The following is a 19,030-nucleotide window of genomic DNA, read 5'->3' on the forward strand; positions in this document are numbered from 1 at the left end:
GAGGATCTCGCCATGGCTTTCGAAGCAATGTTCCAGCCGATCCAGATCGGCAAACTGACCATCCGTAACCGGGTCATCAGCACTGCCCACGCCGAGGTCTACGCCACCGACGGCGGCATGACCACCGAGCGCTACGTCAAATACTACGAAGAGAAAGCCAAGGGCGGCATCGGCCTGGCCATCTGCGGCGGCTCTTCGGTGGTGGCCATCGACAGCCCGCAGCAATGGTGGGCGTCGGTGAACCTGTCCACCGACCGCATCATCCCGCACTTCCAGAACCTGGCCGACGCCATGCACAAGCATGGCGCCAAGATCATGATCCAGATTACCCACATGGGCCGGCGCTCGCGCTGGGACGGCTTCAACTGGCCGACCCTGATGTCGCCGTCGGGCATCCGCGAACCCGTGCACCGCGCCACCTGCAAGACCATCGAGCCGGAGGAGATCTGGCGGGTGATCGGCAACTACGCGCAAGCGGCGCGCCGGGCCAAGGAAGGCGGCCTGGACGGCGTCGAGCTGTCGGCGGTGCACCAGCACATGATCGACCAGTTCTGGAGTCCGCGGGTCAACAAGCGTACCGATGAGTGGGGCGGCACCTTCGAGGGCCGCATGAAGTTCGGCCTGGAAGTGCTCAAGGCCGTGCGCGCCGAGGTCGGTCCGGACTTCTGCGTGGGCATGCGCATCTGCGGCGACGAATTCCACCCCGATGGCCTCAGCCACGAGGACATGAAGGAAATCGCCAAGTATTACGACGCCACCGGTATGGTCGATTTCTTCGGCGTGATCGGCTCGGGTTGCGACACCCACAACACCCTGGCCAACGTCATCCCGAACATGAGCTACCCGCCGGAGCCGTTCCTGCACCTGGCCGCCGGGATCAAGGAAGTGGTCAAGGTGCCGGTGCTGCACGCGCAGAACATCAAGGACCCGAACCAGGCCACGCGTATCCTCGAAGGCGGCTACGTGGACATGGTCGGCATGACCCGTGCGCACATCGCCGACCCGCACCTGATCGCCAAGATCAAGATGGGCCAGGTCGACCAGATCAAGCAGTGCGTCGGTGCCAACTACTGCATCGACCGCCAGTACCAGGGCCTGGATGTGCTGTGCATCCAGAACGCCGCGACCTCCCGTGAATATATGGGCGTGCCGCACATCATCGAGAAGTCCACCGGGCCCAAGCGCAAGGTGGTGGTGGTTGGCGCAGGCCCTGCCGGGATGGAAGCGGCCCGGGTCTCGGCCGAGCGTGGCCATGACGTCACCCTGTTCGAGAAGAAGGACGCCATCGGCGGGCAGATCAGCATCGCCGCCAAGGCACCGCAACGCGACCAGATTGCCGGTATCACCCGCTGGTACCAGCTGGAGCTGGCGCGCCTGAAGGTGGACCTGCGCCTGGGTACCGCCGCGGATATCGACACCATCAAGGACCTGCGCCCGGATGTGATCGTGCTGGCCGTGGGCGGTCATCCGTTCCTGGAACAGAACGAACACTGGGGCGCCGCCGAGGGCCTGGTGGTCAGCAGCTGGGATGTGCTCGACGGCAAGGTCGCGCCAGGCAAGAACGTGCTGGTCTACGACACCATTTGCGAGTTCACCGGCATGTCGGTGGCCGACTATATCGCCGACAAGGGCAGCCAGGTGGAGATCGTCACCGACGACATCAAGCCGGGCGTGGCCATCGGTGGTACGTCGTTCCCGACCTACTACCGCAGCATGTACCCCAAGGAAGTGATCATGACCGGCGACCTGGCGCTGGAAAAGGTCTACCGCGAGGGCGACAAGCTGGTGGCGGTGCTGGAGAACGAATACACCGGCGCCAAAGAGGAGCGGGTGGTCGACCAGGTGGTGATCGAGAACGGTGTGCGGCCGGACGAAGCGCTCTACTACGGGCTCAAGGACGGTTCGCGCAACAAGGGCCAGATCGACATCGAGGCACTGTTCGCGATCCAGCCGCAGCCGATCCTCAGCCAGCCGGGCGAAGGCTATCTGTTGTATCGCATCGGCGACTGCGTGGCACAGCGCAATACCCATGCGGCGATCTACGACGCCCTGCGCCTGTGCAAGGACTTCTGATCGGCCCCTGTGGGAGCGGGCTTGCCCCGCGATAGCGGTGTGTCAGCTACATGGCTATCGCGGGGTAAACCCGCTCCCACAGTGTCATTTCCAAAGCGCGATTGCTGTGGGAGCTTCCCATGTTGAACACCCTTCTACCCATCCTGCTGTTCGCCGCCCTGGGCCTGGCGGTCCTCGGCGCCTTGCGGCGCGTGCGGATGTGGCGCCAGGGTCGGCCGTCCAAGGTCGACCTGCTCGGCGGCCTGCTGGCCATGCCGCGGCGCTACATGGTCGACCTGCACCATGTGGTCGCCCGTGACAAATACATGGCCAACACCCACGTCGCCACGGCGGGCGGTTTCGTCCTGGCCGCAGTACTGGCGATCCTGGTGCATGGTTTCGGCCTGCATAACCAGATCCTGGGCTATGCCTTGCTGTTCGCCACGGTGCTGATGTTCAGCGGTGCCCTGTTCGTCTACAAGCGCCGGCTCAACCCGCCCTCGCGCCTGTCCAAAGGCCCGTGGATGCGCCTGCCGAAAAGCCTGCTGGTGTTCGCCGCGAGTTTCTTCATCGCCACCTTGCCGGTCGCCGGCATCCTGCCGGAAGGCTTCGGTGGCTGGCTGCTGGTCGCCTTGCTCGGGGTTGGCGTGCTCTGGGGTGTGTCCGAGCTGTTCTTCGGCATGACCTGGGGCGGGCCGATGAAGCACGCCTTCGCCGGTGCCTTGCACCTGGCCTGGCACCGCCGTGCCGAACGCTTTGGCGGCGGTCGCTCCACCGGCCTCAAACCCCTGGATCTGGAAGATCCCGAGGCGCTGCTGGGGGTGGAAAAGCCCAAGGATTTCACCTGGAACCAGTTGCTCGGCTTCGACGCCTGCGTGCAGTGCGGCAAATGCGAAGCCGCCTGCCCGGCCTTTGCCGCCGGGCAACCGCTGAACCCGAAAAAGCTCATCCAGGACATGGTCGTGGGCCTCGCCGGCGGCACCGATGCCAAGTTCGCCGGCAGCCCGTATCCGGGCAAACCAGTCGGTGAACACGGCGGCAACCCGCATCAGCCGATCGTCAACGGCCTGGTCGATGCCGAAACCCTGTGGTCGTGCACCACCTGCCGCGCCTGCGTGGAGGAGTGCCCGATGATGATCGAGCACGTCGATGCCATCGTCGACATGCGCCGTCACCTGACCCTGGAAAAAGGCGCGACGCCGAACAAGGGCGCCGAAGTCCTGGACAACCTGATCGCCACCGACAACCCCGGCGGTTTCGCCCCGGGCGGACGGATGAACTGGGCGGCGGACCTGAACCTGAACGTGCTTGGCGACACCAAGACCGCCGAAGTGCTGTTCTGGGTCGGCGACGGCGCCTTCGACATGCGCAACCAGCGTACCCTGCGCGCCTTCGTCAAAGTGCTCAAGGCCGCACAAGTGGACTTCGCCGTGCTCGGCCTGGAAGAGCGCGACAGCGGCGACGTGGCCCGACGCCTGGGTGACGAGGCGACCTTCCAGCAACTGGCCCGGCGCAATATCCAGACCATGGCCAAGTACAGCTTCAAGCGTATCGTCACCTGCGATCCGCACAGCTTCCATGTGCTCAAGAACGAATACGGCGCCTTCGGCGGCGACTACCTGGTGCAGCACCACAGCACCTACATTGCCGAACTGATCGGTGCCGGCAGGCTCAACCTCGGCCAGCACAAGGGCGGCAGCGTGACCTATCACGATCCGTGCTACCTGGGCCGCTACAACGGTGAGTACGAAGCGCCGCGCGATGTGCTGCGCGCCCTGGGCATCGAGATCAAGGAGATGCAGCGTTCGGGCTTCCGTTCGCGCTGCTGCGGCGGTGGCGGCGGTGCGCCGATCACCGATATCCCGGGCAAGCAGCGGATTCCCGACATGCGCATGGACGATATCCGCGAGACCGCTGCCGAGCTGGTGGCCGTGGGTTGTCCACAGTGCACGGCGATGCTCGAAGGGGTGGTCGAGCCCCGGCCGCTGATCAAGGACCTGGCCGAGCTGGTGGCCGATGCCCTGCTCGAAGAACAAGCGCCGGCGAACAAGTCGACGCCAGCAAAGCGTAAACCTGCGGAGGTGCACTGATGAGCGACATTATTCGCCGTGATCCGCGCGCCGAGTGGATCGCCCGCAACCGCCTGCACCCCTTGCACGCGGCCATGCAGCAGGGCCAGCAGCACAGCTGGATGGGCCCCAACGGCATCATCCGCAAGAACCCGCACGGGGTCGGCTTCATCGGCCCCAACGGTATCAAGCGCATCGACCGCAGCGGCGCCCAGCAGGGCACCAGCAACAAGCGTACAGCTGCCGTTGCCGTGCAGTTGCCGCTGCACCAGGTGCCGACGCCGGCGTTCTACATCGCCGTGGTCCCGGATATGGTCGGTGGCCGCCTGGGCAGCCACGATCGCGACCTGCTGGGACTTGCCCACAGCCTGGCCGGCAGCGATGGTGCGGTGCTGGCGGTAGTGTTCGGCGAACACAAGGAAAGCAACTTTTCCACAGCCGGCGTCGATCGCTTGTTGGTCATCGAGGGCGACGAATTCGACGGTTATGCACCGGAGCAACTGGTGCAGGGCCTGCGCGCTGTGGATAACCAGTTCAGTCCCCGTCACTGGCTGCTGCCCGACAGTCGCACCGGTGGTGGCGAGCTGGGCCGGCGCTTTGCCGCGGCGATCAATGAGCGCCCGGCTACGCGAGTCTGGCAGGTCAAGGACGGGCAGTGCAGCGGCCGTGCCGGTGCTGGCCAGCAGGACCTGATTCGCGGTCTGCCGCGCCTGATCCTGGCCGCTGCCGAATGTGCCGAACCGGTCAGCGAGACCCGTCACGAAGCCTTGCCCGAGCAGTTATCCACAAGCGTGGCACGCAGCTTGCCGCGCATCGAAGACCTTGGCCCGGTGGCCGTGGACCCGGCGTCCATTGCCATGGCCGAAGCCGAGTTCATCGTCTCGGGCGGCAACGGGGTCAAGGACTGGGATTTGTTCCACCGCGCCACCGTGGCCCTGGGCGCTACCGAAGGGGCTTCGCGGGTGGCGGTGGACGACGGCTTCATGCCACGCAACCGCCAGGTCGGTGCCACCGGTACCTGGGTCACGGCGCGGGTCTACGTGGCTGTGGGTATCTCCGGGGCGATCCAGCACCTGCAGGGCATCGGTGCCTGCGACAAGGTGGTGGCGATCAACATGGACCCTGGCTGCGACATGATCAAACGTGCCGACCTGTCGGTCATCGGCGACAGCGCGGCGATCCTGCAGGCGCTGATCGAGGCTGTGGAAAACTATCGCAACGACGCCAAGCGCGACGCGGCTTAAGGGCAGGGAACAACTATGAACACCAAGGTCATCAGTCTGGTTTCGATCGGTGCCCACCCCAGCTCCGGGCGCACCCGGCGTGCCGAACAGGACGCCCGCGCGGTGGAGCTGGGCCTGCAGCTGGCTGGGGATAACTTGCAGGTGCTGCATGCCGGCGACCCCCAGGAGCCGGCCCTGCGCGCCTACCTGGGCATGGGCCTGGACAGCATCGACGTGCTTGAACAGCCACGGGGCGCCGATGCCCTGGGTGTACTCGGCGACTACTTGCGCGATGCCGGTGCACAGTTGGTGCTGACCGGCAGCCAGGCGGAAACCGGCGAAGGCTCCGGCATGCTGCCTTTCCTCCTGGCCGAGCGCCTGGGTTGGCCGCTGGTAGTGGGCCTTGCCGAGGTGGAATCCATTGGCAACGGCGTCGCCCAGGTGCTGCAGGCCCTGCCACGGGGCCAGCGGCGTCGGCTCAAGGTGCGCCTGCCGTTGCTGGCCACTGTGGATAACGCCGCGCCCAAGCCGCGCCAGAGCGCTTTTGGCCCGGCGCGGCGGGGCGTGCTGGCGGCGCGCAAGGTGGAAATCGTCGAAGACGGGTTATTCACAAGCGCCGAACTGCAGCCGGCCAAACCACGGCCCAAGCGCCTCAAGGTGATCAAGGCCAAGAGCGGCGCCGACCGCATGAAAGCCGCCACCGCCAAGGCCAGTGGCGGCGGTGGGCAAGTGCTCAAGGACGTCAGCCCGCAGGCCGGTGCCGAAGCCATCCTCAAGTTGCTGGTGGAAGAGGGCGTGCTGCGCTGAGGGATTGCCCACAATCTCTGTTGGCCGATCTGTGGATAAAGTGTTTGTGTATGGCTGGAGGGCACGCATGGCGTGCCCTCTGGCGTTATGGTCAAAAAATGATCAGCCTAAGTTGCGGATTTTCCTGGTTATTCTTCCCCCGACCTGATTGATATTGCCCACAATGGCTGTTGGCCGCTCTGTGGATAATATGTTTGCCCATGGCTGTACGCCCTGATTCACAAGGGCTGCAGCCAATTGATCAAATAATAGTCAAATGCCGGGTTTACAGCTGTCTATCCCCGCCACTCCTGGCGCTCAGGGCATTATCCACAGCACTTTTCCACTTCCCTGAGTTTTGCACACAGAGTCTGTTGGCGTCTTTGTTGATAAGGTGTTCGCGCTCGGCTGTAGGCCGCGGGATACGTGGCCTCAAGCCGATTGATCAAATAATGATCAAAATATTTTAGGGGGAATATCAATGACTTGCCCACATTCGCTGTGGGTTGTCCTGTGGATAAAGTGTTTGCTGTGTGGCGCGGGCCAGGAGGGGCGGGGGATTGCGGGGGGTGGTCAGAATTTGTACAGGCAGTGCTGGCCTCATCGCGGGGCAAGCCCGCTCCTACAAGACTGTAGGAGCGGGCTTGCCCCGCGATGGGATCACTACTATTGCGCAGCCACACCCTTGAGGTAAGGCGCAGGCGCCGCACCCAGGTTGTTCAGCATGCGATCGCTGTACCAGTCGACGAAGTTCACCACGCCGAACTCATAGGTCTTGGAGTAAGGCCCAGGCTGGTAAGCCGTGGAGTTGATGCCGCGCTGGTTCTCTTCGGCCAGGCGACGGTCCTGGTCGTTGGTGGCGTCCCACACCTGGCGCATGCGCTCTGGGTCGTAGTCCACGCCTTCGACCGCATCCTTGTGCACCAGCCACTTGGTGGTGACCATGGTTTCCTGGGCGCTGATCGGCCACACGGTGAAGACGATCATGTGATCGCCCATGCAGTGGTTCCACGAGTGCGGCAGGTGCAGGATGCGCATCGAGCCCAGGTCTGGGTTCTTGATCCGGCCCATGAGCTTCTGGCAGCCCTGCTTGCCGTCCAGGGTCATGGACACCGTGCCCTTGAGCAGCGGCATGCGCACGATACGGTTACGCAGGCCGAAGCTGGCGTGGGCGTACGGAATCTTCTCGGCATCCCAGGCCGCAGCGGAGGCGGCGACGTGGTCCTTGAACGCCTGGTCGGCCCGTGGGTCGGTAACGTCGTCCCACTCCAGCAGGGTTTTCAACAGCTCCGGGTGCGAACCGCTGCAGTGGTAGCACTCGCGATTGTTTTCCAGCACCAGCTTCCAGTTGGCCTTTTCCATCAAGGTGGTCTGTACCGCCACCTTGGTGTTCTCCATGTCGTAGGGCTCCATGTAGTGAGCCAGGGTGGCGAGGAAGTCATCGATCGCTGGAGGATTCTCCGCCAGGCTGACGAAGATGTAGCCACCGGCGGTCTTCACGTTCACCGGCTTGAGGCCGTATTGCTTCATGTCGAAGTCGGCGCCCATTTCGGTACCGGCGAACAGCAGGCGGCCGTCGAGCTCGTAGGTCCACTGGTGGTAATGGCAGACCAGCTTGGCCACCTTGCCCTTGTCGCTGGTGCACAGGCGTGAGCCGCGGTGGCGGCAGACGTTATGGAAGGCATGCACCTGGCCCTCGGCGCCGCGCACCACCAGGATCGGGTTCTTGCCGATCTGCAGGGTGAGGAAGTTGCCCTTGGCCGGGATCTCACAGGTCATCCCGGCAATCAGCCATTCCTTCTGGAAGATCTCTTCCATGTCGATCTGGAACAGGCGCTCGTCGGTGTAGAACGGCTGTGGCAGCGAGAAGGTGCGCTCGCGGCTCTGCAGCATCTCGGCTGTCGCCTTGCGCGCAGGTTCCAGTGGATCGCCCAGACTCAAAGTTGCGGTGACGTCCATCGTGTTGGTCCTCATGGCCGGTGCGTGTGACCGGTGAAAGTGGCTAATCGTTGTTATGGCGACGCAAGGCTGATTACAGCAGGATCATTTGCGATGGAGTGTGCGTTCGAAGGCGCCGCGAACCATATCCATGGGCGACATGAAAAGATCCGTTTCCGACGCGCCAGCCCTTGTGGCAGGGGGCTGGTCGCGATAAGCACGTCGATGTCGCGGATAGGTATGTGTCCGCTGCGCAGCTTGAGCAGAATCGCAGGCATCAGGCCGCAGTCGGCCGTGGAGACGAGCATGTCCAACTTCCTCAATCCGGTCAGCACCCAGACCTGGGCCAACGGCCGCCACATCGTCCGTTGCGTCAAGGTGATCCAGGAAACCTGGGATGTGCGCACCTTCTGTTTCATGGCCGACCAGCCGATCATGTTCTTCTTCAAGCCTGGGCAGTTCGTGACCCTGGAGCTGGAGATCGACGGCGAGCCGATCATGCGCTCGTACACCATTTCCAGTTCGCCGTCGGTGCCCTACAGCTTCTCGGTGACCATCAAGCGGGTGCCGGGCGGCAAGGTCTCCAACTGGCTGCACGACACCCTGCACGAAGGCCAGGAGCTGGCGGTGCACGGGCCGGTCGGGCTGTTCAACGCCATCGACTTCCCCAGCCCCAAGGTGCTGTACCTCAGCGGCGGTGTCGGCATCACCCCGGTGATGTCCATGGCCCGCTGGTTCTACGACACCAACGGCAATGTCGACATGGTCTTCGTGCACAGCGCCCGCTCGCCGAAAGACATCATCTATCGCCGCGAGCTGGAGCACATGGCCTCGCGGATCGACAACTTCAGCCTGCACATCATTTGCGAGAAGCATGGCCTGGGCGAGCCCTGGGCCGGCTATCGCGGCTACCTGAACCAGAAGCTGATGGAGCTGATCGCCCCGGACTACCTGGAGCGAGAGATCTTCTGCTGCGGGCCGACCCCTTACATGCACGCGGTCAAGCGCCTGCTGGAAGCCAGCGGCTATGACATGCGTCGCTATCATGAGGAGTCGTTCGGCGCGACCCCGGCCGAGGTCAAGGCCGATGCGGTGGAGCATGCCGAGCAGGCTGCCGAAGCCGCCGAGGTGGATGTCAGCGACCTGCACCAGGTCGAGTTCACCGCTGCCGGCAAGAGCATCCGCGTGGCCCCCGGCGAGACCGTGCATGCGGCGGCGGCCAAGCTCGGCCTGATGATCCCCAAGGCCTGTGGCATGGGTATCTGCGGCACCTGCAAGGTGCTCAAGCTGGGCGGCGAGGTGGAGATGGAGCACAACGGCGGCATCACTGACGATGACGTGGCTGAGGGTTATATCCTGTCGTGCTGCAGTGTTCCGAAGGGGGATGTGCGGATCGAATACTAGTGCTGCAAAGATCGCCGTAGAGTGCCGGACGGCGGTCCTGGAGTACATGGTTGTGGTCACTGATCCACTTGTCGTCGGCTTCGGCGAGATCGATGTCGGTCACCAGCAACTGTGCTTCTGGCAGGCTGCTGGCGCCGGCCAGGGGGAAACCATCGGCGTCGACGATGGTCGATCCGCCCACCCAGTCGATCCCCCGTTCATGGCCGTGGCGATCACAGGCCGCGATGAACATTCGATTGACTGCCGCGTCGGCCTGGACTCTCACGATCTCGGCAGGTCGCTCACCTTGCGGGCGGCCCAGGTCTGGCCAGTTGGCTGGCGCACAGAGTAACTGCGCGCCGCCCAGTGCCGCCAGGCGAACCCATTCGGGGAGTTCCAGGTCGTAGCAGATCATCAGGCCGATGCGGCCTTTGGCAGTACGTACAATGGGGGGAGGCTGGTCGCCTGGGGTGAAGATGAGATTTTCCCGGTCCCACAGGTGCGCCTTGCGGTAACAGGTCAGCCAGCCCCGAGGATCGACCAGCACGGCGCTGTTGGCCACTTCGACGGCTGACAGGCGTTCGCAGAGCCCGCCGACAACGATAATGTCGTGTTGACGAGCCAACTCGAACCAGCCCAGTACCGTCTGGTCGTACAGACCCTCTGCCGACGCCAGGGCTTCATCACGGTCATGGAAGGCATAGCCGCATTGCGCCAGTTCCGGCAGTACCACCAGTTCTGCGCCCTGTTGCGCGGCCTGGACAATGGCTGTGTTGCACAGTTGGCGGTTGTAGTCCACTTCACCCACCCTGGGGGCGATCTGGGCACAGGCGATACGTAAAGGCAGTGATGTGCTGGTCATGAGTCTATCTCCTGTAAAGAGCATTAATGAATGCTCTGTTGAACGCGAGCGTCAACTAGCACTTTTGCTAGTTCAAGAAACTGAACTCAGATTTCAATTCGATATAAATATCCAATCTTCCTGGCACTATGCTCTTTCCGTAAGTCTAACTAGCGGAGAGTGTCATATGTCTTCAATTCCGTCTCGTATACGCCTTGCCAAACACGTCATGGATAAAGATGTGAGTGCGCTTATTCCAGACTTTCCATTTGATTATGGTGCTTATCTGGCGGGCAGGGCCGCGCAACCGCTCGGAACGGTCAATACGCAACACAGAGGAACGCAGGTGCTAGTAGTAGGTGCTGGTGCCGCTGGCCTGGTTGCGGCCTATGAGATCATGCGCATGGGGTTGCACCCGGTCGTGGTGGATGCGAGTGGGCGTATCGGTGGCAGGCTGTTTTCGCAACCGGTAAATAGTTCTGTACCTTATGAGCGTGGCGCCATGCGCTTTCCTGTTTCAGGAAAAGCCTTGATGCACTATTTTCGTAAAGTGGGGATGCTTGATAATAGTGAGGAGTTTCCGAATCCAGGAAGTTCGGCAGCCGTTAGTACGGTCGTGGACTTCGAAGGTTTAAAATACTATTTCGAAGGTGACGAAGGGAAGTTTCCACGGCCACCGCGGTTCAAGGATATTGAAGACAGATTCTTTGGCGAATTTCTTGAACAGCAGCCCATCCGTTTCAGCGAGATGGAAAATGCCATGTCGGCGGGTTCAATCGATCAAGCGTTGATCAAGCAGATATGGGACAACATTCTCAGCGAGGGTTGGAACAACCTCAGTTTCCATGCCGCCATGGTCGAGCAGGCGCGCTGGTCAGCGGCTGACATCAATGTATTCGGACAGATCGGCTTTGGCACAGGGGGCTGGAATACAGACTTCCCCAACTGCTTCCTGGAAGTACTGCGGGTTTTGTACACCGGGTTGGATATCAATCACCTGTTAATGCGCGATGGCGCTGACCAATTGCCCATGCGCCTATGGTCGCGACCCGCTGCCGATTTCGGTGATGAACAGGTGTTCTGGTCGGCTACCGAGACTGTAGAACTGTTGAGTCGTCGTGCATTGCCTGGACGTGACCCCCTGCGTCAGGAAGTCAGGTTGATCAGTCGTCGGGGAGATGGCCGATTCGATGTGGTGTTCCACGACTTTGATGGCGGGACGGACGTTCGTAGCGACTACGCTGCGGTTGTGTATACCCCGCATGTCCGGATCCTCGATAAGTTTCGCTACACGAACGGTGTCGAGGGGCTCGAGGCCAGCCAGTCATTGTTGAGCCAGAAGCAGTGGGAGGCAGTGATGTACTGCCACTACATGCAATCGGCGAAGATTTTCGCCGAGACCCGCACGCCTTTCTGGCATCAGCGCGGTGACGATGGCAAACAATTGATGAGTATCACGCTCTCCGACCGCCTGACCCGGGGCACCTACCTGGTCGATTACAGCCGAAGCACAGGAGGTTACAGAGGCAGTGGCATGTTCCTTTCCTACACCTGGAACAACGACAGTCTGAAATTTCTCGGCGATCGCCCGGTCGTGCGCCATGGCGAACTTTGCACGGCGCTGCTCGACAAGGTCTACCCGGGCCTGGACCTGGCTTCGCACTTTGTAGGCGTCGATCCTTTCGTGGAGATCAACTGGGAGGAGGAACCCTTGTATCTGGGCGCCTTCAAGATGAACCTGCCGGGACAGTACGAAAACCAGCGGCAGCTGTTCAGCCAGTTCTACGAGGGCGGCAATGGTGTTCCCATGGATGGTTTTATCCTGGCCGGGGATGATGTTTCCTGGACTGGCGGCTGGGCGGAGGGCGCGGTAACCACGGCGTTGAACGCCGTGGACAAGCTGGCGACCAAATTCTCCAACGGCTTCTCCCCCGCGGGTGGCCCTGTATCGCAATGGTATCGTCTCAAGCCGAGGGCATTGGAGGGTTGAATCAGGGCGGTCATGCCTGGCGGTCGGGAAAAGACGGGGGTGAACGAAGAAAGAAAGGTGAGCCTGCCTGCTTTTCCCTGACCAGCGGCAGTCATCAGAGGGGAACCGGTCGGGTGTCAGTGGGTCAATCAACACCAGGCCGATGTGTCTAGATCCGATATCCCTGGCGACCACGCGGAGTTTTCTTTATCGTGTGCGCCCCCTGAAAACCCCCGAGAAGGCAATCATGTTGGAAACTTCCCTCAGTCAACTGGAACAACTGGTCAGCGACCTGGTACAGAAGAATCAGGAACTGGCCGAGCGCAACGCGCAGATCAACGCTGAACTGGCCCAGGCCAAGGATGAAAACGAAAGCCTGCAGCTGGCGCTGATGGAACACGAAGAGAAGCAGGGCGCCACCGCCGCACGTATCCAGGCCCTGGTCGAGCGCGCCAGCGTCGGTGCCGTCAACGCATGAGAACTTCAGCACAGCCGATCAATGTCGTGTCGATCCTTGGCAGCGACTATTCGATCAAGGCCCCCGAAGGCCAGGAACAGGCCCTGGCGCAGGCCGTGCAGATGCTCAACACATCGCTGGCCGAAACCAAGCGTAAATACCCGACCCTGATCGGTGACAAGCTGCTGGTCCTGGCAGCCCTCAACCTGTGCTCCAAGCAGATCGAACTGCAACAGCAGCACCAGCAGGCCCTCGACCGTTACCAAGAGCAAGTCAACGCCACGGTCGATGTCATTGCCCGGACCATCAGCAACAGCTGATCGTCCTGCGCCAAAACCTGGTCTCTCCTTTTGCTCGCTCACTGCCGTCGTGGCAGTGGGCGGCATTGCCGTGGGTCAATGGAACTATTGTATTCCAGCTTGTATACAATTGGCCGATGTATTGCAGTACAAGGCTTATTTACCCAGGGGAAGTCCATGCAGTTCTGGCGGCGCAGTATCCAGTGGCAATTGATCGCAAGCATGGGCGCAGCCCTGCTGGTGAGCGTTCTCATCGTGGTCGGGATCTATTCGGTGGCGGTCAATCGCCTGACCGAACGTTACCTGGTCGACACCGCCTTGCCGGCGAGCATTGAGGCAATTCGTAACGACATCGAGCGGATGCTGACCCGCCCGCTGACGGCCGCGGCCGACATTGCCAACAACACGCTGTTGCGTGACTGGCTGGCGGCGGGGGAAGACGTCGCCCAGACGCCACAATTCGTCGAATACCTGGAAGCCGTCCGGCAGAAGAACCAGGCATTTACCACGGTGCTCGCAGCCACCGACAGCAACCACTACTACAACGAGAAGGGCCTGGACCGCACCTTGAGCCGCAGCAATGCGGCGGACACGTGGTTCTACTCGTTCATCGACAGCGGTGATCAGCGCATCCTGAACATCGACACCGACGGCAGTACCGGCGAGCTGGCGCTGTTCATCGACTTTCGGATGGAAAAGGCCGGGAAACTGGTGGGCGTCGCCGGGCTTGGCCTGCGCATGACCGAACTGTCGGCCCTGATCCACAACTTCAGTTTCGGTGAGCGCGGCCGGGTATTTTTGGTGCGGGGCGACGGCTTGATCCAGGTCCATCCCGAGCAGCAGTTCAGTGGCAAACGCACCCTTGCCGAGCAGATCGGCGAGCAGGCGGCGCAGGTTGCACTGAGCCGTGAACAGGGCGTGCACAGCAGTCGTTTCGAGCGCGACGGCGAGGGCTACCTGGCCCTGAGCCTGCCGCTGCGCGACCTGAACTGGAGCCTGGTGGCCGAGGTGCCGGAATCGCAGATCTATGCGCCGGTGCGTGAAACGCTATGGCTGACCAGCCTGATTGGTGCGGCGGTGGCGCTGGTGTCGTTGCTGCTGGTGGTGCTGCTGGCGCGGGGCATCGTCCGGCCGATTCGCCGGGTCACCGGCGCCTTGATGGCGATCGGCAATGGCGGCGGCGACCTGACCCAGCGTCTGGATGCCTCACGCGCCGATGAACTGGGTGACCTGGCCCGGGGGTTCAATGGCTTTGTCGACAGCCAGCGCGCCTTGATCGGCGACGTGTTGCGCACCACCGGGCGCTTGCATGAGGCGGTCGGCCAGGTGAGCGAAGTGGTGGACAACACCGCCGATCGTTCGCTCAGGCAGCAGGAAATGACCGAGATGGTCGCCACCGCCGTGCATGAGATGGGCCTGACCGTGCAGGAGATCGCGCAAAACGCCGGCAATGCCGCCCATGCCTCACAGACGGCGCGCAGCGAAGCCCTGCAGGCCCGCGATGTGGTGCAACGCTCCATTGCCCATATCGAAGGCATGTCCGGCGAGATCGGTCAGGCGGCAGGGGCGGTCAGCCAGCTGGCCGAAGAAGTGGCCTCGATCGACGAAGTGCTTGCAGTGATTCGCAGTATTTCCGAACAGACTAACCTGCTGGCGCTGAACGCCGCCATCGAGGCGGCGCGGGCGGGCGAGATGGGCCGTGGCTTTGCCGTGGTGGCCGATGAAGTGCGCACCCTGGCCCAGCGCACCCAGGTGTCTACCGACGAGATCCAGCAGATGATCCAGCGCCTCAAGCAGGGCGCCGGCACGGCCGTGGCGTCGATGCATGCCGGACAGGCGGCGACCGGCACGGGGGTCGAGTCGAGCCAGCGTACGGGGGCGTCCCTGACCACCATCACCGGGCAGGTGGAGCACATCAGCGACATGAACCTGCAGGTGGCGACGGCGACTGAAGAGCAGTCGGCAGTGACCGAGGAAATCAACCGCAACGTGCAGGGGATTTCCGACCTGGCGCGGCAGACCGCGGCCGAAGTGCAGGGCTGCCGGCAGGATTGCCAGGCCTTGCGCCGCTTGGCCGATGACCTGGCGCGGCAGATGGGTGGGTTCAGGCTCTAGGCAGGCGCAACTGCCTTTGTGGGAGCGGGCTTGCCCCGCGATTGCGGTGTGACAGATACATCGCCATCGCGGGGCAAGCCCGCTCCTACAGTATCAGGCGCCCATGGCGGCGCGGATGTCCGCCGCCAGTTCGCGCACCCGCGCTTCGTCGGTATCCCAGGAGCACATGAAGCGCGCACCACCGCTACCGATAAAGGTGTAGAAGCGCCAGCCCTTGTTGCGCAAGATTTCCAGGGCCGGCTCCGACATCTGCAGGAACACCCCGTTGGCTTCCACCGGGAACATCAGTTCGACCCCCGGTACATCACTCACCAGTTCGCTGAGCAGCTGTGCGCAACGGTTGGCGTGGGCGCCGTACTTGAGCCAGGCGTCGCCTTCGAGCAGGCCGACCCAGGGCGCGGAGAGAAAGCGCATTTTCGACGCCAGCTGGCCCGCCTGCTTGCAGCGGTAGTCGAAGTCTTCGGCCAGCTTGCGGTTGAAGAACAGGATCGCCTCACCCACGGCCATGCCGTTCTTGGTACCGCCAAAGCACAGCACATCGACCCCGGCCTTCCAGGACAGCTCGGCCGGCGAGCAGCCCAGGAACGCGCAGGCGTTACTGAAGCGGGCGCCGTCCATGTGCAGGTTCAGGCCCAGTTCCTTGCAGGTGGCGCTGATCGCCTTGAGCTCGTCGGGGCGGTAGACACTGCCCACCTCGGTGGCCTGGGTGATGGTCACCACCCGCGGCTTGGGGTAGTGGATGTCCTGGCGCTTGAGGGCCACTTCGCGGATCGCCTCCGGGGTCAGCTTGCCGGCTTCGGTGCGGGCAATAAGCAGTTTGGAGCCGTTGGAGAAGAACTCCGGGGCGCCGCATTCGTCGGTCTCGACGTGGGCGGTCTCCGAGCAGATCACGCTGTGGTAGCTCTGGCACAGGGACGACAGCGCCAGGGAGTTGGCCGCGGTGCCGTTGAAAGCGAAGAACACCTCGCAGTCGGTTTCGAACAGTTGGCGGAAATACTCGGCGGCTCGGGCCGTCCACTGGTCGTCGCCGTAGGCGCGCTCGTGACCCTGGTTGGCTTTTTCCATGGCGGCCCAGGCTTCCGGGCAGATACCTGAGTAGTTGTCGCTGGCGAATTGCTGGCTTTTATCTGGCATGACACTGTCCTGTGAACGACGCAGAACAGCACTCTATCAGCAAAGCATCGCGGGGCAAGCCCGCTCCCACAGGCGGGTGGGAGCGGGCTTGCCCCGCGATGCGTCTCCATGTCGTAAACGCACCTTTGCGTGGCGCCCGTAGGCATCTGGGCTGTCTGCGACGGTCATACCATCGCTGCAAAAGGGCATTTGCCCGACAAGAACCGATGCCGCTGCCGGGAGAAACTGCGATGTTCAGCAAGCAAGACCAGATCCAGGGTTACGACGATGCACTGCTGGCGGCGATCAATGCCGAAGAGCAACGCCAGGAAGATCACATCGAGCTGATCGCCTCGGAGAACTACACCAGCAAGCGCGTGATGCAGGCCCAGGGCAGCGGCCTGACCAACAAATACGCCGAAGGCTATCCGAGCAAGCGCTACTACGGCGGTTGCGAGCATGTGGATAAAGTCGAGCAACTGGCCATCGATCGCGCCAAAGCCTTGTTCGGCGCCGACTATGCCAACGTCCAGCCGCACTCCGGCTCCTCGGCCAACAGCGCCGTGTACCTGGCCCTGCTGCAGGCCGGCGACACGATCCTGGGCATGAGCCTGGCCCATGGCGGTCACCTGACCCACGGCGCCAAGGTGTCGTCCTCGGGCAAGCTCTACAACGCCGTGCAGTACGGTATCGACACCGTCACCGGCCTGATCGACTACGACGAGGTCGAGCGCCTGGCGGTCGAGCACAAGCCGAAGATGATCGTCGCCGGGTTCTCGGCCTACTCGAAAACCCTCGATTTCCCACGTTTCCGTCAGATCGCCGAAAAGGTCGGTGCCTACCTGTTCGTCGACATGGCCCACGTTGCCGGCCTGGTTGCCGCGGGCCTGTACCCCAATCCGCTGCCCTACGCCGACGTGGTCACCACCACCACCCACAAGACCCTGCGCGGTCCGCGTGGCGGCCTGATCCTGGCGCGCAGCAACGAAGAAATCGAGAAGAAGCTCAACGCCGCGGTGTTCCCCGGCGCCCAGGGCGGCCCGCTGATGCATGTGATCGCCGCCAAGGCGGTGTGCTTCAAGGAGGCGCTGGAGCCGGGCTTCAAGGCGTATCAACAGCAGGTGATCGACAACGCCCAGGCCATGGCCCAGGTCTTCGTCGAGCGCGGCTACGACGTGGTCTCCGGCGGCACCGACAACCACCTGTTCCTGGTCAGCCTGATTCGCCAGGGCCTGACCGGCAAGGACGCCGACGCCGCCCTGGGCCGCGCCCATATCACCGTGAACAAGAACGCCGTGCCGAACGACCCGCAGTCGCCGTTCGTCACCTCGGGCCTGCGCATCGGTACCCCGGCGGTGACCACCCGCGGCTTCAAGGTTGCCCAGTGCGTGGAGCTGGCCGGCTGGATCTGCGACATCCTCGACAACCTCGGCGATGCCGATGTCGAGGCCGATGTCGCGAAGAACGTGTCGGCACTCTGTGCAGATTTCCCGGTTTATCGCTGAGTGGTTCAGGAGTGAAGACTATGCAACGTTACTCAGGCTTCGGCCTCTTCAAACACTCGCTCAGCCACCACGAGAACTGGCAGCGCATGTGGCGCACGCCAACGCCGAAAAAGGTCTACGACGTGGTCATCGTCGGCGGTGGCGGGCACGGCCTGGCGACCGCCTACTACCTGGCCAAGGAACACGGCATCACCAACGTTGCCGTGGTCGAGAAAGGCTGGCTGGGCGGCGGCAACACCGCGCGCAACACCACCATCGTGCGTTCCAACTACCTGTGGGACGAGTCGGCGCACCTCTATGAGCACGCCATGAAGCTCTGGGAAGGCCTGTCCCAGGACATCAACTACAACGTGATGTTCTCCCAGCGCGGTGTCTACAACCTCTGCCACACCCTGCAGGACATGCGCGATTCCGAGCGCCGGGTCAGCGCCAACCGCCTCAACGGCGTGGATGGCGAACTGCTCAATGCCCAGCAGGTGGCCGAAGAAATTCCGTACCTGGACTGCTCGAAGAACACCCGCTACCCGATCATCGGCGCCACCGTGCAACGTCGCGGTGGCGTGGCCCGTCACGACGCCGTGGCCTGGGGCTTTGCCCGCGCCGCCGACGCCCTGGGCGTGGACCTGATCCAGCAGACCGAAGTGATCGGCTTTCGCAAGGAAAACGGCGTGGTCATCGGCGTGGAGACCAACAAGGGCTTCATCGGCGCCAAGCGCGTCGGCGTGGTCACCGCCGGTAACTCCGGGCACATGGCTCGGCTCGCGGGCTTCCGCCTGCCGATCGAATCGCACCCGCTGCAGGCGCTGGTGTCCGAGCCGCTCAAGCCGATCATCGACAGCGTGATCATGTCCAACGCCGTGCACGGCTACATCAGTCAGTCGGACAAGGGCGACCTGGTCATCGGCGCCGGCATCGACGGCTGGGTCGGCTACGGCCAGCGCGGCTCGTACCCGGTGATCGAACACACCCTGCAGGCCATCGTCGAGATGTTCCCGATCCTCTCCCGGGTGCGCATGAACCGCCAGTGGGGCGGCATCGTCGACACCACCCCGGACGCGTGCCCGATCATCTCCAAGACGCCGGTGAAGAACATGTTCTTCAACTGCGGCTGGGGCACCGGCGGCTTCAAGGCCACTCCGGGCTCGGGCAACGTCTTTGCCGCCAGTCTGGCCAAGGGCGAAATGCACCCGCTGGCCAAACCCTTTTCCATCGACCGTTTCTACAACGGTGCACTGATCGACGAACACGGCGCCGCCGCTGTCGCCCACTAACAGGAGAAT

At 62.8% G+C, this 19,030-nt stretch carries 14 protein-coding genes and 1 pseudogene; 12 read left to right on the forward strand and 3 right to left on the reverse strand.

The window, feature by feature from the left end:
• Nucleotides 1-12: 12 nt before the first annotated feature.
• The 4 genes from dgcA to M2D63_RS15560 all read left to right on the forward strand — a co-directional run bounded on the left by dgcA (nucleotide 13) and on the right by M2D63_RS15560 (nucleotide 6,151).
• A complete protein-coding gene (gene dgcA / locus M2D63_RS15545; RefSeq protein ID WP_285863825.1) occupies nucleotides 13-2,073 on the forward strand; it encodes a dimethylglycine demethylation protein DgcA in 2,061 nt (686 codons plus the stop codon).
• A 119-nt stretch (nucleotides 2,074-2,192) separates the two neighbouring features.
• Nucleotides 2,193-4,142 carry a dimethylglycine demethylation protein DgcB gene (gene dgcB / locus M2D63_RS15550; protein WP_285863826.1) on the forward strand — a complete coding sequence of 650 codons (1,950 nt, stop codon included), beginning with the start codon at nucleotides 2,193-2,195 and terminating at the stop codon, nucleotides 4,140-4,142.
• Nucleotides 4,142-5,365: an electron transfer flavoprotein subunit alpha/FixB family protein gene (locus M2D63_RS15555; protein WP_285863827.1), complete on the forward strand. Its 1,224-nt coding sequence runs from the start codon at nucleotides 4,142-4,144 to the stop codon at nucleotides 5,363-5,365. Before dgcB ends, M2D63_RS15555 begins: the two co-directional genes overlap by 1 nt.
• Nucleotides 5,366-5,380: 15 nt before the next feature.
• Nucleotides 5,381-6,151 (forward strand): electron transfer flavoprotein subunit beta, encoded by a 771-nt coding sequence (locus M2D63_RS15560; protein ID WP_285863828.1) that lies wholly within the window; start codon nucleotides 5,381-5,383, stop codon nucleotides 6,149-6,151.
• A 645-nt stretch (nucleotides 6,152-6,796) separates the two neighbouring features.
• On the opposite strand, the gene gbcA is transcribed toward M2D63_RS15560, so the two are convergent.
• Nucleotides 6,797-8,089, reverse strand: a complete 1,293-nt coding sequence (gbcA, locus tag M2D63_RS15565) for a glycine-betaine demethylase subunit GbcA (protein ID WP_285863829.1) — start codon at nucleotides 8,087-8,089, stop codon at nucleotides 6,797-6,799.
• Between the two features lie 285 nt (nucleotides 8,090-8,374).
• Here gbcA and gbcB point away from each other — a divergent pair, with 285 nt between their 5' ends.
• A complete protein-coding gene (gene gbcB / locus M2D63_RS15570) occupies nucleotides 8,375-9,472 on the forward strand; it encodes a glycine-betaine demethylase subunit GbcB (RefSeq protein WP_285863830.1) in 1,098 nt (365 codons plus the stop codon).
• Here the strand turns inward: gbcB and M2D63_RS15575 are convergent.
• Nucleotides 9,393-10,313: a nitrilase-related carbon-nitrogen hydrolase gene (locus M2D63_RS15575; RefSeq protein WP_285863831.1), complete on the reverse strand. Its 921-nt coding sequence runs from the start codon at nucleotides 10,311-10,313 to the stop codon at nucleotides 9,393-9,395. The genes gbcB and M2D63_RS15575 overlap by 80 nt on opposite strands.
• A gap of 166 nt (nucleotides 10,314-10,479) precedes the next feature.
• Here M2D63_RS15575 and M2D63_RS15580 point away from each other — a divergent pair, with 166 nt between their 5' ends.
• The 5 genes and pseudogenes from M2D63_RS15580 (at nucleotide 10,480) to M2D63_RS15600 (ending at nucleotide 15,132) form a co-directional block, all read left to right on the forward strand.
• Nucleotides 10,480-12,282: an NAD(P)/FAD-dependent oxidoreductase gene (locus tag M2D63_RS15580; RefSeq protein ID WP_285863832.1), complete on the forward strand. Its 1,803-nt coding sequence runs from the start codon at nucleotides 10,480-10,482 to the stop codon at nucleotides 12,280-12,282.
• Between the two features lie 226 nt (nucleotides 12,283-12,508).
• Complete coding sequence (locus M2D63_RS15585; protein WP_285863833.1) at nucleotides 12,509-12,739, forward strand: hypothetical protein; 231 nt, start codon at nucleotides 12,509-12,511, stop codon at nucleotides 12,737-12,739.
• Nucleotides 12,736-13,038, forward strand: a complete 303-nt coding sequence (locus M2D63_RS15590) for a cell division protein ZapA (RefSeq protein WP_285863834.1) — start codon at nucleotides 12,736-12,738, stop codon at nucleotides 13,036-13,038. The genes M2D63_RS15585 and M2D63_RS15590 overlap by 4 nt, the downstream gene beginning before the upstream one ends.
• Nucleotides 13,039-13,239: 201 nt before the next feature.
• A pseudogene (locus M2D63_RS15595) lies at nucleotides 13,240-14,268 on the forward strand (cache domain-containing protein); the annotation flags it as partial.
• Nucleotides 14,269-14,403: 135 nt separating this feature from the next.
• Nucleotides 14,404-15,132 carry a methyl-accepting chemotaxis protein gene (locus M2D63_RS15600; RefSeq protein ID WP_405310252.1) on the forward strand — a complete coding sequence of 243 codons (729 nt, stop codon included), beginning with the start codon at nucleotides 14,404-14,406 and terminating at the stop codon, nucleotides 15,130-15,132.
• 93 nt (nucleotides 15,133-15,225) lie between these two features.
• Here the strand turns inward: M2D63_RS15600 and M2D63_RS15605 are convergent, their stop codons facing one another.
• Entirely contained in the window at nucleotides 15,226-16,266 is a 1,041-nt protein-coding gene (locus M2D63_RS15605; RefSeq protein ID WP_285863836.1) for a low specificity L-threonine aldolase, read from the reverse strand.
• Between the two features lie 230 nt (nucleotides 16,267-16,496).
• Here M2D63_RS15605 and glyA point away from each other — a divergent pair, with 230 nt between their 5' ends.
• Both glyA and M2D63_RS15615 read left to right on the forward strand, forming a co-directional pair.
• Nucleotides 16,497-17,750 carry a serine hydroxymethyltransferase gene (gene glyA / locus M2D63_RS15610; protein ID WP_285863837.1) on the forward strand — a complete coding sequence of 418 codons (1,254 nt, stop codon included), beginning with the start codon at nucleotides 16,497-16,499 and terminating at the stop codon, nucleotides 17,748-17,750.
• A gap of 20 nt (nucleotides 17,751-17,770) precedes the next feature.
• Nucleotides 17,771-19,021 carry a sarcosine oxidase subunit beta family protein gene (locus M2D63_RS15615; protein WP_285863838.1) on the forward strand — a complete coding sequence of 417 codons (1,251 nt, stop codon included), beginning with the start codon at nucleotides 17,771-17,773 and terminating at the stop codon, nucleotides 19,019-19,021.
• Nucleotides 19,022-19,030: the final 9 nt, after the last annotated feature.

The organism is Pseudomonas sp. BJa5 (assembly GCF_030272875.2).
Classification (GTDB): domain Bacteria; phylum Pseudomonadota; class Gammaproteobacteria; order Pseudomonadales; family Pseudomonadaceae; genus Aquipseudomonas.

What these genes read in the sequence shown, in the direction of transcription:
- dgcA (WP_285863825.1), top strand. Translation starts at nt 13, where the DNA reads ATGGCTTTCGAAGCAATGTTCCAGCCGATCCAGATCGGCAAACTGACC.
- glyA (WP_285863837.1), top strand. Translation starts at nt 16,497, where the DNA reads ATGTTCAGCAAGCAAGACCAGATCCAGGGTTACGACGATGCACTGCTG.
- M2D63_RS15600 (WP_405310252.1), top strand. Translation starts at nt 14,404, where the DNA reads ATGGTCGCCACCGCCGTGCATGAGATGGGCCTGACCGTGCAGGAGATC.
- M2D63_RS15575 (WP_285863831.1), bottom strand. Translation starts at nt 10,313, where the DNA reads ATGACCAGCACATCACTGCCTTTACGTATCGCCTGTGCCCAGATCGCC.
- dgcB (WP_285863826.1), top strand. Translation starts at nt 2,193, where the DNA reads ATGTTGAACACCCTTCTACCCATCCTGCTGTTCGCCGCCCTGGGCCTG.
- gbcA (WP_285863829.1), bottom strand. Translation starts at nt 8,089, where the DNA reads ATGGACGTCACCGCAACTTTGAGTCTGGGCGATCCACTGGAACCTGCG.
- M2D63_RS15555 (WP_285863827.1), top strand. Translation starts at nt 4,142, where the DNA reads ATGAGCGACATTATTCGCCGTGATCCGCGCGCCGAGTGGATCGCCCGC.
- M2D63_RS15615 (WP_285863838.1), top strand. Translation starts at nt 17,771, where the DNA reads ATGCAACGTTACTCAGGCTTCGGCCTCTTCAAACACTCGCTCAGCCAC.
- M2D63_RS15605 (WP_285863836.1), bottom strand. Translation starts at nt 16,266, where the DNA reads ATGCCAGATAAAAGCCAGCAATTCGCCAGCGACAACTACTCAGGTATC.
- M2D63_RS15585 (WP_285863833.1), top strand. Translation starts at nt 12,509, where the DNA reads ATGTTGGAAACTTCCCTCAGTCAACTGGAACAACTGGTCAGCGACCTG.
- M2D63_RS15580 (WP_285863832.1), top strand. Translation starts at nt 10,480, where the DNA reads ATGTCTTCAATTCCGTCTCGTATACGCCTTGCCAAACACGTCATGGAT.
- M2D63_RS15560 (WP_285863828.1), top strand. Translation starts at nt 5,381, where the DNA reads ATGAACACCAAGGTCATCAGTCTGGTTTCGATCGGTGCCCACCCCAGC.
- M2D63_RS15590 (WP_285863834.1), top strand. Translation starts at nt 12,736, where the DNA reads ATGAGAACTTCAGCACAGCCGATCAATGTCGTGTCGATCCTTGGCAGC.
- gbcB (WP_285863830.1), top strand. Translation starts at nt 8,375, where the DNA reads ATGTCCAACTTCCTCAATCCGGTCAGCACCCAGACCTGGGCCAACGGC.